Raw genomic sequence first — 15,977 nt, 5'->3', positions numbered from 1 at the left:
GCTCGTCGCCGGCACACTGGCACCCGTCACAGTCCGCTGGGCAGAGTCGACCCGACCCTGGGCCGCGAGCCCGGTACCCGAACAAACGCGGTAGCCGAAACATCAACTGCCAGGCCCGACCCCATCGACGCTGCCCACCATACTCCTGCAGCGGTCACGGGTGAGGCCACGACGGGCAAGGCCACCGAACACACGTCGCTGCTGCCCGAGAGCCATCACGGTGGCGGATACGCGGATTGCGTGCACGCACCGCCGAACGGTGCGAGGCGGTGCGACGGCTGCGCGCTGAATGTAAAGGGTTGCGCACCATCGCCAAAGAACTCGATATCGATCGGAAATCCGCTCGCCGGTTCGCTATCGCTGCCAGCCCTGCGGACGTCATCACCGCCGCGACGTCTCGCTCCAGAATGATCGATGAGTTCGTGCCGCATCTGCTCACCCGCTGGAACGCCGGACACACCGATATCGCGGCCCCGATCACCGAACTGCGCGAACTCGGCTATCGCGGCAGCCGCAACGAGGTTTGGACAGCCGGCGAAGCGCTGAGGGTGTCCCGCGCGGGCACCACGGTGGATCGCGCGGGACACACCTTGCTTTTTGCCAGCTGCGGGAGTTAGGGCGTAGTAGAAGCCGGTTCGGCAGCCGGGTAGTAGATCTCACGGCGCAAGCGTTCCAAGTCCGGCGCCGTGGAAGCGGAGGTTTGTGTATACCGATCGCTCTCACGCGCCCGGAGCGCCACGCTCGTCATGTTCCGGTACATCTCCGCGTAGTCCTTCCCCCGGCTCGACAGGCCGGGAAGCACGCGGATGAGCGCGGGGACGTAGCGGAACAGCGCCTCGAGCTGGGCGCGATACTCGGCCACCTGGCGTTGTACCTGTTCGATGGCTTCGCGGCGGGTGCAGCCGGTCTCGTGACGGACCGCCCGCACCAGGTTGTAGGGGATTTGGTCTGCCTCGTCCTGATCCAACCCCACCAGGTCGTTCTCCATGAAGGTCACCAAGAAGGCGAGTTCCTCGAGACGGCGGATCACGGGGTGGTTGCGCAGCTTCGAGGGCAGTTCCCGGTCCTGGTACACCTCCATGCCGGCAAGGGCGGTTTCGATCCCACTGGTCGACATCCGCAGCGGCAGGTAGTCGGCCGTGGCGGGGATGTAGCCGTTGATGCGATGGTGCGCTTCGCGTTCGGAGGCTTCGAGCCACTTCTCGATGCCGTCGAGGAACCGCTCCTGCCAGCGGGTGCTGCGGCCCTCGCGCAGGCGCGGCCATAAACTCGCCCACGCCGTCGGGATCGCGCCGTGCATCTCCGGGTCCTGGCGCAGCATTGCCACCAGGCCACGCCTCAGCGCGGTGACGGCTTCCGGGTCTCTCAGCTGCGGATCCTCGAACAGGTCATCCCACACAAGGGCCAGCACGGCCATGCCGAAGGCGGTCTGTTCGCGGTCCGCGTCCGCTGGGGCCAAGGCTTGTCCCGGGAGCCGGAACGCTCCTGTCCACCGGTGGTAGTCGGCTTCGGCAGCGGAGACGACGAGGCCGGTGTCCACCAGCCAGCTCCTCAACCATTGCGCGACCTGCGGCGGGAGCCCCTCACCGGGGGATCGGGATGGCCGCGTCGGCTGCGGGAGGATCGTGGAAGCATGAGTTCGCCGGTCGAGGACGGACCGGGCGTAGGCGGTCATCGCGTGGCGGGCGCGTGGGTCAACGGGCAGGGCGGCGAGCTGACCGAGGGCCTGGTCCATGAATTCCTCGGCCATCGCCCGTGCTTCGTCCACGGCGCCGGAGGCGATGACCAGCTCGCGGGCGCGTGCGGCTTGCTCACCCGTGATTGCCCTGCGCAGCATGCGGGCAAGGTTTTGGTCGCGCGCAGCGGCGCGGATCACGGGCAATGTGTAGATGCCCTCGGGTAGATCCGTGTTGACGGGCTTGCCCATTTCTTCGGTGGTCGAGGTCAGGTCGAGGATGTCGTCATACAGCTGGTAGGCCAACCCGAAGTGTCGGCCGAACAGGGCCAGCGCCTCTTCTTCATCCTCGGAGCGGCCGGCCTGCATCGCGCCCACCCGGCAGGCTAACGACAGCACCGCCGCCGTTTTGCCGTCGATCGCGTCCAGGTAGGCCTGCTCGCTGCGGGAGGCTACATACTGGTCGGCGGCCTCGATCACCATGCCCGCGCACATCTGCTCACTCGCGATCGACCCCGCGAGAACTTCGCGTAGGCCGAGTCCGGCCAGCAAGCGCCCGCCCGCGACCGTCACGCAGTCCCCACCCAAGACGGCCATATGCGAACCCCACACCGCGTTGGCGCTGGGCCGGCCGCGGCGCTCGTACGCGTGATCGATGACGTCGTCGTGGTAGAGCGAGCCCAGGTGCACCAACTCGACGGCAGCAGCCGCGCGCACCGCACGGTCGTCGGCCGGGGCCTCGGGATCGGTCAGCAGGTAGTACGACAGCAACGTCAAGGTAGGACGGACCAGGCGGCGGGAGGTGTCGGGTCCTTCGTCTGTGAGTGCGGTCAGATCTGGCCTGCCCCGGAACTGCACGGGACCGAGAACGTCACGGACGCGGTCGAGGTCCGCATCCAGATGCGGGAAGACAGCGGAATCGATTTCACTTGGCACGTGCTCGCTCCTGACTGATTACATCGATCATCTACAACACAATCGATCAGTGGAATTTGACATCACCATCACGCGGAAGATGTTGGTATCGGCAAACTTTGATGCCCCGTAACTCAGGTGATGCCGATTGATCGCGAGCGGCCTGCACGCCGCCCCCGCCCGAAACGGCGACTCCGCCCGCCCCTGCCGACCAGACCGTCCCCTACCTGACCAGCTGAGTGACGAACTCGAGTCCCAAATCCGCAAGGTACGTCCGAACACCCGGCCAACTCGAACCGCCCGGCCGACCTTGCGGGCCGCAGGTCAGTCGATCGCTGTCCGCAACCTTTGCGCGGAACGGATAAGTAGTAGAAAACGTGAGTTGGTGCGGGTGTGCGGAAGGGGATGGAAAGAAGAGTTGGTGGGAAGCTAGGTGGTGATGCGGGGCGAGTAGGGGAGGGAGCGGGCAGGCATTGGTGATGACCGGTCCGCCGCAGGAGTGAACACCGACGGCGGACGGGGAACGGGGCGGGCTGGGTCAGGCCGCGAGGGACAGTAGGTTGCGGCAGGAGCGGGCACCCCGGGCTTGCCGTCCTCGCGGCAGTGGTCGCACAGCCCGTCGTCACTGCGACGGGTGCCGGTGGCGGGGTCGATCGGGTGGACGTCGGCGACGGCGCGTTCGATGAAGCAGGACACGCATCGCCACCCCACGACCGGCGGATGGCGGCGCGGTCGTAGTCGAGGGCGTACCCGTCGAGGACCTCCCGTCGAGGGTGGGGTCGGATCGTCGGGGTCGCGGTCGATCGTCGCGGCGTACCGCGCGTCTGCCTCTGGCGGGGTCTGATCGACCCCGAAGGTGGACGCGGCGTGTTCGATGACGGTGCGGGGCTCCTCGGCGTCGCCGGGTCATCAGTCGCGCCATCCGCTCGGGGGCGTGGCGGTCGTACTCGGCCAGCGCGGTCGTAGCGGTGGGGTGTGCTCGAGGACGGGCTCACGCGCACCGAGCGCGATGCGGCGCTTGGCCGTCGGCGTCGTCGAGGGACACGGTCTGGAAACGCGGGCGGGTACGCGGCTGGTAGAGGCGGGGTCGGTGTCGGACACGCACGCTGCGAGCAGATCGCGGTAGCCGGGCTGGGATTTCCACAGCGCCCGCAGCCGCGCCAGCGCGGTGGGATGGTCCCAGCGCATGAAGCAGTGGGTGAGGTTGACCAGGAATTTCTTCTCGTCGGGGTCGGCCAGCCCGGAGATGATGTGTTCGAACTCCTCGCGCGCGGTGGCGGTATCGTCGGTCTTGACACAAGGCGCGAACGCGGCCAACCGCGAGCGCGAAGATGTTGTGTGTGTGTGTGCTGCACACGGGCGCGTCAGCGCCGTTGTGGGCGGCGATGTCGGCGGTGAGAGCGGACGTGACTGTGCTCCTTGCGTGAGTGAACTGACGGACTGGTCCCGTGCCGCGACAGCAACCCGCGACAGGGATGTCCGGCTGACCGGGCGGCCAGCCGAGGGCGTCTCGACCAGGTCGGCCACCGACGGAGATTGGGCCCGGCATCGGCCCTCTTTCGGCGAGGTTCTCTGCGGCCTCACGCGAGAGGGTGCAGACTTCGGCCGGGTTCGATCGCGGTGACGCGCCAGGAGTTGGTGAGTTCCCTGCCCGTCGCGGCGAGGCTTGACACGCGACACGGGCGATGACGAGGTGATCACCTCGAGTCCGTATGAGCGGACACCATGTTGGGAGGCCGGTGATCGGCGGAAAGGTCCTCGCCGACCGGTGGCGCGGTGAGGACGATCCCCCCAGCGGTGGCCGAGGTCAGCCGATGCGACTGGCGTGGCGAGAGCGGTTCAGGACCAGCCCGCCCAGGACCACGCTGATCACGCCGAGCACCATGGCCGCCCAAGCCCCGACGATCCCGTTGCCTGTGCCGGGACCGCCACCAGCGGTGGCCGCGAACCATGTTCCGAGGACCAGACCGACCAGCCCCGAAACCACCGCCACTATCGCTGCGCGCCGCCCGGCGGCGGTGCCGATACGACCGACGCGGCCCAGGGCCAAGCCGCCGATCACCACCCCGAGCAGTCCCACCAGCGCGGTCAGGGTTGGCCCCAATCGACCAGAGGTCATTCCGGTGATAGCGGCGGTCTGTTGGACCGAGGCCGCCGCCGGTGCGGCAAACGCGATACCTACGAGCAGGGCGGCTGCGGTGACGGCGGGCAGATGACGGACGGACATGAAGTGCTCCTTTGTCGAAGGCTCGATACCGCTTCATCATCTCCGCCGACACCACCGCAGATCATCGTGCGGGCGTCGACAATTGGGGCTGCCGCCGCTGCCGCAGCCGACTGCCGCGCATGCGGCAGAACCGGCGAAAACTACCGCGTCCGCAGTAGCCGATCGATCCTGCACAGGCAGGAGTTCCCCACGCGAGATTCCGGCTAGGGTGCACGCATGAGCAGGGCACGAATCCGCGTCGGAGACTGGATGGTCGCCGTCGCAGTGACGGCCGTCCTGCTGATCGCCGGGCTGTCAGGGCAACATTCCCCCACGAAGCTCGACGTGCTGGGCTTTGCGTTGCTGCTGATCGGAGGCCTCGCATTCGGTGCGGCCCACCGCGCTCCAGTCACGGCGCTGGCCGTGACCGGGCTGTGTGTCTTGGGTTACCAGGCAATCGGTTTCGAGGTTCCCGCCGTCGCATTCCTGGTCACGGTATACGCCACGGTCCGGGTAGGACACCGGCTCATCGCGGTGGCGGGTTCGGTGCTCATGGTGGCCGCGCTGCCGTTCGCCATGCTCATCGCGCATCCCGCCTGGGGTGTGGGCGAGGCGTTCACACAGGCCCGGGGTGCGCTTCAACTGGCCTGGTTGATCGCGGCCGGTGCGGCCGGTGAGGGGTTGCGCCAGGCCGAGCAGCGCGCGGACGAGGCCGAACGCAACAGGGAGGAGACCGCGCGGCGCCGCGCTGACGAGGAGCGGCTACACATTGCCCGGGAGCTGCACGATTCGCTGACACACCAGATTTCGGTGATCAAGGTACAATCCGAGGCCGCCGTGCATGTTGCCCACAAGCGAGGCGAACCGGTGCCGGAGGCCCTGCTGGCGATCCGGCAGGCCGGGCGGGAGGCGGCCCGGGAACTGCGCGCGACATTGGAAGCACTACGCGATGACGGAATTACCCCTCAGCAGGGACTCGACCACATCCCGGGCCTGGTGGAACGAGCCCGCGCCACGGGTTTGGACGCGACACTGACGATCGAAGGACAACGCCAGGCCGTACCGGCAGCAGTGGACCGCACCGCCTACCGAATCATTCAGGAGTCGCTGACCAATATCTTCCGGCACGCCGCCGCCACGACGGCGTCGATCCGCATCGACTACCGGCCCGACACTCTGGCCGTACGGGTCGATGACGACGGCAAGGCGAGGCAGGGCGCAGTGCTGGTGCACGGCGTCGGACTGCTCGGGATGCGCGAGCGAGTCACCGCCCTCGGCGGTCGCCTGCGGGCGGCACCCCGCAGCGAGGGCGGCTTCTCCGTCCACGCCGAACTCCCAGTGGAACCACCATGATCCGTGTTCTACTGGTCGACGACCAACCGCTCATTCGCAGTGGTTTCCGGGCCCTGCTCGACCTCGAAGACGACATCGAGGTGGTAGCCGAGGCCGCCGACGGCAGCGAGGCCTCGGCGCTGGCCCGACAGCATCTGCCCGACGTAGCGCTCATCGACATTCAGATGCCGGGCATGGACGGCATCGAGACAACCCGGCACATCGCCGCCGACCCGGCGCTGGCCGGAGTGCACGTCGTCATCCTGACCAACTACGGCTTGGACGAATACATCTTCCACGCACTGCGCGCCGGTGCGGCCGGATTCCTCGTCAAAGATATTCTGCCGGAAGACTTCCTGCACTCGGTTCGCGTCGCCGCCCGCGGCGAGGCCCTGCTCGCACCCTCGATCACCCGCCGACTGATCGACCGATACGTCTCCCAGCCGCTCAACACCCGCACCGATACAGGGATGAAGGAACTGACCACCCGCGAACGTGAGGCCGTAGTCCTCGTCGCCCAGAGCCTGTCCAACGACGAGATCGCCAACCACATGGGCATCAGCCCGCTGACCGCGAAAACCCACATCAACCGAGCCATGACCAAGCTCCACGCCCGCGACCGCGCCCAACTCGTAATCCTCGCCTACGAATCCGGCCTGGTCACACCGCGCAAATCCTGACATCGCGCAGCCTCCACCAATGAACGCGCCAGCGGTGTGCGGCACCTGGACGAACCGAAATCCATGCGCACATTGACGCAGTTCCCCGGTCATCTCACCAGCGGCGATGATCACCGATCAGAGCATCATCACCAAGGGAGCGCCTGAGGTGGTGCTGTCGCGCTGCAGTGACGCGCCCGATACCGCCAGGGCTGTGCTGGAGGCCGAGTTTGCCGCCCTGTTCGACTTCGCCACCTTCGCGATCACGCTGCGGATCTTCCATGCCGGTGACACGCTGGTCCATACCGGATGGTTCGTCGAATCGCTGGCCACCCAGGCCCTCGTGCTGTTCGTGATCCGCACCCGCCGCACCCCGTTCTTCCACAGCCATCCCAGCGTGCCGCTGCTGACCGCCGCCTTGGCCGCCGTCGCTATCGGCGCCGCACTACCGGTGACTCCGCTCGCACCCAGCCTCGGCTTCACCCCGCTGCCGGGCGGCTTCTTCCTCGCCCTGCTCATGATGATCGCTGTCTACCTCGCACTGGCCGAAGTCGACAAGCACTGGTTCTTCCGCACCCCACCGACCGTCGTCGCACAGCGTGAACGTACCACCGGTCACCGGATACACCGCCGTGCCGCCCGGTTCACCACCAGGCCACGGGCGCGGTGACGCTCCGCGGGCCGGACAGGGAACCAAAGACTCTTCCTCCGCGGCCACGCGCCGCGATCGACTCGGATCCCGGAGGGTGTCGAAAAGGCATGCCATGCCCCCAGAACAGGCTGCAGGTCCGCGGGGACAACCAGAAGACCCCAACCGCGGCCGGAATACCGTTGGCCGAATCGTGCGTCGCCAGGTCAGTGCCGCCTCCGCATTGCCGGTCGCGGCGAATCCGGCCATGGCCGACAGCCGGGCGACGGCCGGACCGGCTTCGATGCCCTGGGTGTGGCGGCAGGCGAAGTCCATCGACTCGGCGCGGTCCGCGGCCGCGATGCGCCAGCGCGCCGTCTCGGTAGCGAGCGTGGTCCGCATGTTCGCGGCGGCGACCGTCACCGGGTTGTGGGGCGGTGTTCACGCAGTACCGACCCGGCAGATCGTCGCCGACGCGACCGAGGTGGGCAAGTCGAGTGGTGCTTCAAGAATGGCACGCCAAGTGTGTCGCACTGTGGGGCATCGCCCTCACAGTGGTGTCGGTGACGGCCGTCGGCAGCGACACCGACGCCAGCGGGTGGGTGTACCGAATCGCGGCGCTCACGCTGGTCCGCCCTGCCGTTCTCACCGCCCTGAGCGGTGCACGAACCCAGCGTTACTGCTCGCCGCGACCCTGGCCTGAAGAGGCGTTGGGCACAGCAGGACGTGCACGCCTCGATCATGGACCGCTATCGGTGACTAAAGTCCGCCCCACTGTACCGCCAATGGACATAGCGGTTCGGCGCTGTCGCGGGTTGGCTGAGAGCAGACATTCACGATGAAAGAGAGGGCAGTGGTCATGGCCGACGAGACTACAACCGAACACGTCCGAAAATCGGGCACGAAATCACCGGCGAAGACACCCTCCACGCCCGAATCCGAGACGACGTCCACGACCGAACCGCAACCCCCGAAGCAGACCGCCGACGGCCACGGACTGCGTGTCCCGATCCCGACGGTCGGGGTCCGGATGACGCGAGTCCCGCTTCCGCCCGGGCCGCGCACCGTGGCCACCGGAATGGCACACGGTGTCTCGTCGGCGACGACGGCGGTGCGCCATCAGGTGCCGGACCGGGAGTCGTTGCTGTTCTATGGCGGACTCGGCGCGGCGGCGGCTACCGGGCTGCTGTCCTGGCCGGTGGCCGCGGCGGTGGGCGCCGGTGTCTGGGTGGCGGAACGAGTCCACCACGAATCGGCTCCCGCGCGGTAGCGCGGCGATTCGACTCTGGATCCGGACGTGTTCGGGATTGCAGCCGCCGCGCGGATCGTGTCCGCGCTGACCGTGGATACGGTGCGCGCGGCACGCAACGAGATTTCGGGACGGCAGATCTGGGAGCGATCGGGGCGGGCGCATATCGAGGCCCGGGGCTTGCATAGCACCGACGCTTCACCTGGCTATGTCGCCGCCCTGCGGCACGCGATGGGTGCTGCCGACGGTGTGCGCTGGGTCGCCGTCAACGGCATCCTCGGCGATGTCGTCGTCGATTTCGACCCGAAGCGCGTCGACGTGGCGGCCCTGCGAAACATCGTCGCCAGCGTCGAACGCGACTACGGCACGGCCACTCTGCCGCGAAACCGGCCCATGCATCCAGGTAGTTTCGAGCCGGTATTCGATGAATTGCTCGCGCTCTGTGGTGATCTGCTGGGTGCGGCCGCCGGACTGGCCGGCCGGATGGTCCCGCTGGCGCTCCCACCGGAGAGCATCGCGCCGGTCTACGGCATCGACCTGATACCGGGAGTGCGCGGCCGGCTCGACGCGCGATTCGGCGCGATCCGCGTGGATACCGCGCTCTCCCTGCTGAGTTCGGTGATCGGCGCCGCTGCGCACACACCGCTGTTGGCCGTGGCCGATGCCGGGCTGCGGGCGGTGCAGTTGCCGGCGGCCCTGGCCCGCCGGCACACCTGGGAACTGCGTGCGCCCGAACTCACCGCGAATGCCCGCGTTGCGGCCGCTACCGCGCAGCCGCCGTCCCAGGCCCGCCCGGTGCCGCTGCCGCCCGGCCCGATCGACCGATACGCCAAGCAAGCCAGCCTGGCCACCGCCGCCACCGCCACGATGCTGCTGCCCACCGCGGGAGTCACCAAGGCAGCCAGGGCTGTTACGCTCGGCGCCCCCCGGGCCGCCCGCATGGGTGCGCAGGCGTTCGCCGCCGAACTCGGCCGGATCCTGTCCGAACGCGGGGCGTTGATCCGAGATCCGGCGGCACTGCGCGGCCTGGACCGCATCGACACCGTCGTCATCGACGCGGGCGTACTCGTCGGTCATGGCACCAGCGAACTCGATCCACTCACCGATGCCGTGATCGTGGCGGCACATGCGGTGGGCCGAGTGGTGGTGGCGCCGATCGCATCCGCCATGGCCGAGCGGGTCGGCGCCGACGACAGCATCGGCGGTGGTTCGCATTTGGCCGCCTCGGTGCACCAGTTGCAGGCACAGGGCCACGTCGTGCTGCTGATCGCCGACCACAACGGACCTGGTCTGGCGGCCGCCGACTGTGCCGTCGGCATCGTCGCGCCCGACCGCGCTCCACCGTGGGCCGCCGACATCCTCTGCGGCCCCGGCCTTTCCGATGCCTGGCTGGTGTTGCGGGCATGTGTGGCCGCCCGACTGGGCGGTGAACGCAGTGTGCGGCTTGCTCTGCTCGGGTCTCTGTGCGGCGCGTTGCTCGGACTGCTCGGGCCCGAGCGTGGCGCTTTTCGGCGTGGCGCGCTACCGGTCGGGCTGTCCGCGCTGATCGCCGTCGGAGCCGGTGTCTGGTTCGCGGGAAGTCTGGCGCGCTTGCCACCACCACCGGCCGCCGACGACACACCCTGGCATGCCATGCCCGTTGCGGAGGCGCTGGCGGCCCTGCACACCGGCCTACCTGGGCTCTCGGCCGAACAGGCCGTCGGCCGCCGCACCAGCGACACCGAGCAGCGGCCCGAAACACTGTGGCGAACGGCGATTTCCGAATTGGATACGCCATTGACAGCACCCCTTGCGGCGGGCGCGGGTGTTTCCGCTGCCAGCGGCTCGATCCTGGACGCGGGCATGGTCTCCCTGGTGATGGTCGGCAACGCCGTACTGGGTGCGGTGCAGCGGGTCGCGGCCGGCCGGGCGGTGCGCCGGCTCGCCGATATCGGCGCGCTGCGCGCCACGCTGCGGCGCCGCGATCACGAATCGGTGACACCCGCCACCGACCTGGTGCCCGGGGATATCGTGCTGCTGCGTGCCGGTGACGCCGTGCCCGCTGACTGCCGGCTGGTCAAGGGCGATCACCTGGAGGTCGACGAATCCAGCCTGACCGGTGAATCCCTGCCGGTGTCGAAAGACCCGGCACCGGTCGAGGCCGACGTCGTGGCCGAACGGACGAGCATGCTCTACGCCGGCACCACGGTCGTCGCCGGAACCGGCACGGCCATGGTGGTTGCCGTGGGCCGTGCGACCGAGGCGGGCCGCAGCGGTGTGTTGACCTACAGCGGGAAGGCTGCAGGTGGGGTCGAGGCGCAATTGCGTGCGCTGACACTGCTGTCGATGCGGGTCGCGGCCGGCGCCGCGACGGCTGTGCTCGGCCTCGGGCTGCTGCGCGGACGCCTGGCCGCCAACATCGGATCCGCCGTGGCGCTGGCGGTGGCCGCTGTGCCGGAAGGGCTGCCGTTCGCCGCCACCGTCGCTCAACTTGCCGCCGCCCGGCGCCTGTCAGGGCGTAACGTACTGGTGCGCACACCGCGGACGCTCGAGGCGCTGGGCCGGGTGACCACCATCTGTTTCGACAAGACCGGCACCCTCACCGAGGGCCGAATCCAGCTGCACCGGGTGAGCGACGGCTCCCGTCACGAACCGCTCGACGCGCTCGGCGACGACCGCCGGGCGGTGCTCGCCGCCGCGCTGCGTGCCACCCCGCCCGATCCCGAGGGCAAGCCGCTCCCACATCCCACCGACCGGGCCGTGGCCTCCGGCGCGGAGATTACCGGGACCGCCCGCGACGAGGGCGAGCCCGGCTGGATCATGCTGCAGCAGTTGCCGTTCGAATCGGGTCGCGGGTTCCACGCCGTCCTCGGCCGCACCAACGGGCGTCATCTGATCAGCGTGAAGGGCGCCCCCGAGGTCGTGCTGCCGCGCTGCGACAACCGCCGCCGCGGCGGCGACACCCGTCCGCTCACCGCGGCCGACACCACCGAACTGCGCGAAGTCGTGCAAACCCTTGCCGAACAAGGCTTCCGAGTTCTCGCCGTCGCCGAACGCGCCGCCTCCCATCGCAGCGAACTCGACACCGAACGCGTCGATCGGCTCGACTTCGTCGGCTTGCTCTGCCTGGCCGATCCCCTGCGCCCGACTGCCGCGAGGGCGGTGCGCGACCTGCGCGCGGCGGGGGTCGACGCGGTCATGCTCACCGGCGACCACCCGCAGACCGCCGCCGCGATTGCCGACGAGCTGGGCTTGCGCACCTCCGGTCGGGTGATCACCGGTGCCGAGGTCGATGCCTGCAGCGAGGCGGAACTGGCGGCGCTGATCGCGGAGACGGCGGTCTTCGCACGGGTCAGCCCGGCGCACAAGGCGACGATCGTGCGGGCGTTGCGGCATGCGGGACACACGATCGCGGTCACCGGTGACGGCGCCAACGACGCTCCCGCGATCCGGCTGGCCGATGTCGGGATCGCGTTGGGCACCAGGAGCACACCCGCCGCGAAACAGGCCGCCGACATCGTTCTCACCGATGAGAGCATCGAGACCATTGTCGACGCTGTGATCGAAAGCCGCGCCCTGTGGCGATCGGTCCGCGACAGTGTGTCTCTGCTGGTGGGCGGGAATTTCGGCGAGATCGCGTTCACCCTCTTCTCGGCACTGCTGTCGGCGCGCCCGGCGCTCAACGCACGGCAGCTGCTGGCGGTCAACCTGCTCACCGATCTGCTGCCGGCCATCGTCGTCGCCGCCCGCCCACCCCGCGATGTCACCCCACAGGAACTGCTGACGGAGGGCGGCCTCGATACGGCGGTCGGCGCGGCGTTGAACCGCGATGTAACCGCTCGCGCCCTCGCCACCGCCTTGTCCGCATCGGCCGGATGGCTCGCCGCGCGATTCGTGGCCCCGCCCAAGCGGGCCGCGACCGTCGGATTCGCCGCGCTGGTCGGTGGTCAGCTCGCGCAGACCATCGCCACCGCACACGGTGATCCGCTGGTGCTCGCGGCCGGGATAGGTTCAGCGGTACTGCTGTTCGCACTCGTGCAGTTCCCGCCGACCAGCTACTTCTTCGGTTGCCGACCGCTATGGCCGCTCGACTGGACGATCGCGCTCGCCGCAAGTGCCGCCGCGCCCATTGCCGCCCGCACCCCGCGATGACTGGCCGAGCGCCGGAACTTGCCACTGGAGGTTCTCGGCACCGTCCCGGTGGCGCGAGCCCGATGTCGTTCAAGGGTGGTCCGAGCAGGTCGACCTGACCCCGACGATCCGTTCTCGCAGTCGCGCGAGCGCGGCAGTCGCGGTCTGGCGCGTCTCGGCGAGCACCACTCCGAGCCGGAAAACCTTGCTGCATTGCCCATTGCCGGGTATCGGACAGCAGGTTCGCGTGGTTCAGACTCACGCCTTTGGGGTCGCCGGTACTACCGGAGGTGTTCGAGACCGGGCGATTATGATTCGCCCATTCTGTAGTCGCCGCTGCCGTGTGCTCGGACCGTGCCGACATGCTGGTGGCTGATCGTTGGCCCAACGACGAACGCGAGCAAACCCTCAACCAACCGCTGTCGGAGATGGACCGGTTCGACCCGGCCGTGGGCATCGTCGTGTTGGCGGCCACCAATAGGCCCGAGGTGCTCGAGCCGCCGTCGCAGCCGCATTCGTGACGCTGCTCCGATGGCTGGACGGCAGGTATGGCAGAAGGGGTGTGGTGTGTGGGACTTTGGGCTCTCTCGATGCGGTTGTGGTGCTGGCAGAGTTCGATGAATGAAGCGAACCAGAGGAGCGGCTGCGCGGGCACCGGAGGCGGTGCTGCAAATTTCGGTCGGTCATCACGTGTCCGCGGGTGGGGCTGACTATGCGCGCGAGAAGATCGAGCACGCGTTGGATTACGCACCGGAGCGTGTGCTGTCGGCACGGGTCCGGCTCACCGGCCACCGCGACCCGGCGGCCGCTGAACCGATCGTGGCCCAGGCGAACGTGAACATGGCGGGCCGCGGGGTGCGCGTGCAAGTAACGGCAGAGACGACCCGGGAGTCGGTTGACCTGCTGGAGGCGCGGTTGAAGGCGCGGCTGGAGCGGATGGCGCGGCATTGGGAGGCGGTGCGCGGTGGACGGCCGGGGTTGGGTCCGCACGAATGGCGGCACGGGGATGCGCCGCGACAGCCGTCGCCATACTTCCCGAGACCGGCCGAGGGGCGGGGGATCGTCCGGCGCAAGTCCTACGCACTGGCCGAGGAGACCTGCGACGAGGCCGCTGTCGACATGGAATCCATGGACTACGACTTCCACCTGTTCACCGAATTGGGCAGCGGCAGCGACAGTGTGCTGTACCGCACGGAGGACGGCGGCTACCGCTTGGCCCAGGTGGATCCGCAACCGGACGCCGTCGGCCGGGGCACGGTGCCGGTCACCGTGAGCCCGGCTTCGAGTCCGGTGCTCAGCGTGGACGAAGCCATCGAGCGGCTGGAGTTGACCGGTTGGCCGTTCGTGTTCTTCCGCGACCGCAGCTTGGACCGCGGCAGCGTGCTCTACCACCGTTACGACGGGCACTACGGCTTGATCACACCGTCTACTGCATAGCAGACGGTACGAGGCGGGGGACCAACGGCACGTGTCTCGGCGACGATCGGCGCGATCGGTGAGGACGACGTACGGGTGATCAACACAATCGTCGTGCAGCGAGCCTTCATCGGTTCTCATGTGCGGCAGGCATTGGTCGAGGCGGGCGATGAGGTGGTGGCTATCGATGCGATGCTGGCCGCCGCGCACGGCGCGGGCCACGGTTCCCGACGGCGTGCACCAGGTCGACGTGCGCGATCCTGATGCGCTGGCCGGATTGGTGCGCGGGGTTGACGTGGTTTGTCATCAGGCTGCGGTGGTGGGGGCAGGGGTCAGTGCCGCCGATGCTCCCGCGTATGCCAGCCATAACGACCTCGGTACCGCGGTACTGCTGGCGGTGATGGCCGAGGTGGGGGTGCGGCGGTTGGTGTTGGCGCCGTCGATGGTGGTATACGGCGAAGGTCGTTATCATAGAGCTGATTCCGGCCCGATCGTTCCGCTACCGCGTCGGCGCGAAAATCTCGAGGCGGGTGTGTTCGATTATCGCGATGCGGCGACTGGCGCGCTGTTGGACTGGGTTCCGGTCGGTGAGGACAGCCCGCTGCTGCCGCGCAGTCTGTACGCGGCCGGCAAGGTGGCGCAGGAGCACTACGCTTCGGCCTGGGCCACCGTGACCGGCGGGTCGTTGGCCGCGCTGCGTTATCACAACGTCTATGGCGAACACATGCCCAGGGACACACCATATTCTGGGGTGGCTGCGATCTTCCGATCGGGGCTGGCGGTGGGTGAGCCAGCGTCGGAATCAGGACAAGCACAACCATGCTCGTGGTGAGGCTGCGATTGTGGGTCAGACGCATCGCCAGCGCGCCCAGCATCATGACCGGCACCGATCCGTAATCGACGGCTACCCCGGCGGCAGCGTCCGATTCACCTCACTCGAGCAGAGCGGATTGTCCCAGGTATCGGTGCTACCACCCTCGCATGTCGTCGACTCCGACAGCCTGATCGCGCTGCGGCTCAACGGCGACGAACTCGACATCGACCACGGCTACCGTTGCCGGCTCATCGCCCCTAGTCGCCCCGGCGTGCTGCAAACCACATGGCTTTCGAGCATCGAGGTGCTGGCATGAAGTTCCTGTGCGTACTGCTTCTGCTAGCCAGCCTGTGGCTGGCCTGGTACGGCATCAGTTTGCTGCTGAAGATGAGCACTACCGATCTGGAGTCGGTCGCCCTCTGGTCCCTCGGCGGAATCGCGCTGCACGACGTCGTCTTCGCACCGGCTTGCGCAGCAGCAGGGCTCACCGCACGCAAGCTCTTGCCGGCCACCTCATGGGCTCCGCTGGCCTGCGGCGCAGCTTGCACCGTTTCCCTATCACTGATCGCTGTCCCCGTGATCGGACGTGAACACGCCGTCACCGGTAATCCCAGCATCCTGAACCGTCCCTACGCATGCGGACTGGTCGCGGCGCTCGCCGTCGTCTGGGGAGTCGTCGGCCTGATCCTCATACAACGCAGCGGTCTGTCACGAATACACCGCCGCCGAACCCACCCCAATCCACGATGACCTTCGGCGCAACCGAACCGCCGAGATCAGCTGCGAGAAACTCCCCATGGCCGACGACCAGAAGCCGCTTCGTCGGCAAAGCCGCGAAAGATGGTTCGCCATGCGGGTGCGATCGCGGTCGTCGAACACGACCCACAAGTGTCCGTCGCAGCCGAGCAATGAGCTGGGAGTTTCACTCCCGCACCTATCGGTCCCAGCCACTCGGCTCCGCGTCGGGTCACCG

At 68.2% G+C, this 15,977-nt stretch carries 11 protein-coding genes and 3 pseudogenes; 11 read left to right on the top strand and 3 right to left on the bottom strand.

Translation table 11 applies throughout. The features are described from left to right. Positions 1–236: 236 nt before the first annotated feature. Entirely contained in the window at positions 237–617 is a 381-nt protein-coding gene (locus AB0B25_RS29530; protein WP_357186334.1) for a hypothetical protein, read from the top strand. Here the strand turns inward: AB0B25_RS29530 and AB0B25_RS29525 are convergent. The 3 genes from AB0B25_RS29525 to AB0B25_RS29515 form a co-directional block, all read right to left on the bottom strand. Then, positions 614–2,611, bottom strand: a complete 1,998-nt coding sequence (locus AB0B25_RS29525; protein WP_357186331.1) for a polyprenyl synthetase family protein — start codon at positions 2,609–2,611, stop codon at positions 614–616. The two genes, AB0B25_RS29530 and AB0B25_RS29525, sit on opposite strands and share 4 nt — an antisense overlap. 888 nt (positions 2,612–3,499) lie before the next feature. Beyond that, positions 3,500–3,907 carry a hypothetical protein gene (locus AB0B25_RS29520; protein WP_357186327.1) on the bottom strand — a complete coding sequence of 136 codons (408 nt, stop codon included), beginning with the start codon at positions 3,905–3,907 and terminating at the stop codon, positions 3,500–3,502. 490 nt (positions 3,908–4,397) lie between these two features. Beyond that, entirely contained in the window at positions 4,398–4,817 is a 420-nt protein-coding gene (locus AB0B25_RS29515; protein WP_357186324.1) for a DUF6223 family protein, read from the bottom strand. Positions 4,818–5,033: 216 nt separating this feature from the next. Between AB0B25_RS29515 and AB0B25_RS29510 the strand changes: the two genes are divergently transcribed. From AB0B25_RS29510 to AB0B25_RS29465, 10 genes and pseudogenes are all read left to right on the top strand, one after another. Further along, positions 5,034–6,149 carry a histidine kinase gene (locus AB0B25_RS29510; protein ID WP_357186321.1) on the top strand — a complete coding sequence of 372 codons (1,116 nt, stop codon included), beginning with the start codon at positions 5,034–5,036 and terminating at the stop codon, positions 6,147–6,149. Beyond that, entirely contained in the window at positions 6,146–6,808 is a 663-nt protein-coding gene (locus tag AB0B25_RS29505; protein WP_357186318.1) for a response regulator transcription factor, read from the top strand. The genes AB0B25_RS29510 and AB0B25_RS29505 overlap by 4 nt, the downstream gene beginning before the upstream one ends. A gap of 106 nt (positions 6,809–6,914) precedes the next feature. Then, on the top strand, positions 6,915–7,457 hold the full coding sequence (locus AB0B25_RS29500) for a cation transporting ATPase C-terminal domain-containing protein (RefSeq protein ID WP_357186315.1): 543 nt from the start codon (positions 6,915–6,917) through the stop codon (positions 7,455–7,457). Between the two features lie 796 nt (positions 7,458–8,253). After that, positions 8,254–8,685: a hypothetical protein gene (locus AB0B25_RS29495; protein ID WP_357186312.1), complete on the top strand. Its 432-nt coding sequence runs from the start codon at positions 8,254–8,256 to the stop codon at positions 8,683–8,685. Positions 8,686–8,712: 27 nt separating this feature from the next. Beyond that, positions 8,713–12,795: a cation-translocating P-type ATPase gene (locus AB0B25_RS29490; protein ID WP_357186309.1), complete on the top strand. Its 4,083-nt coding sequence runs from the start codon at positions 8,713–8,715 to the stop codon at positions 12,793–12,795. Positions 12,796–13,160: 365 nt separating this feature from the next. Then, positions 13,161–13,342 (top strand): annotated as a pseudogene (locus AB0B25_RS29485) (hypothetical protein); the annotation flags it as partial. Between the two features lie 53 nt (positions 13,343–13,395). Beyond that, positions 13,396–14,211 carry a sigma 54 modulation/S30EA ribosomal C-terminal domain-containing protein gene (locus AB0B25_RS29480; RefSeq protein ID WP_357186307.1) on the top strand — a complete coding sequence of 272 codons (816 nt, stop codon included), beginning with the start codon at positions 13,396–13,398 and terminating at the stop codon, positions 14,209–14,211. 75 nt (positions 14,212–14,286) lie between these two features. Beyond that, positions 14,287–14,983: pseudogene (locus AB0B25_RS29475) on the top strand (NAD-dependent epimerase/dehydratase family protein); the annotation flags it as partial. Positions 14,984–15,152: 169 nt separating this feature from the next. Then, positions 15,153–15,320, top strand: a pseudogene (locus AB0B25_RS29470) (molybdopterin-dependent oxidoreductase); the annotation flags it as partial. After that, a complete protein-coding gene (locus tag AB0B25_RS29465) occupies positions 15,317–15,754 on the top strand; it encodes a hypothetical protein (protein WP_357186305.1) in 438 nt (145 codons plus the stop codon). The pseudogene AB0B25_RS29470 and the gene AB0B25_RS29465, both read left to right, overlap by 4 nt. Positions 15,755–15,977: the final 223 nt, after the last annotated feature.

It is taken from the genome of Nocardia sp. NPDC049190 (assembly GCF_040648115.1).
In the GTDB taxonomy this organism is placed as follows: domain Bacteria; phylum Actinomycetota; class Actinomycetes; order Mycobacteriales; family Mycobacteriaceae; genus Nocardia.
The sequence above is the reverse complement of the archived record's forward strand: the minus strand, read 5'-3'. Positions and strand labels throughout refer to the sequence as shown.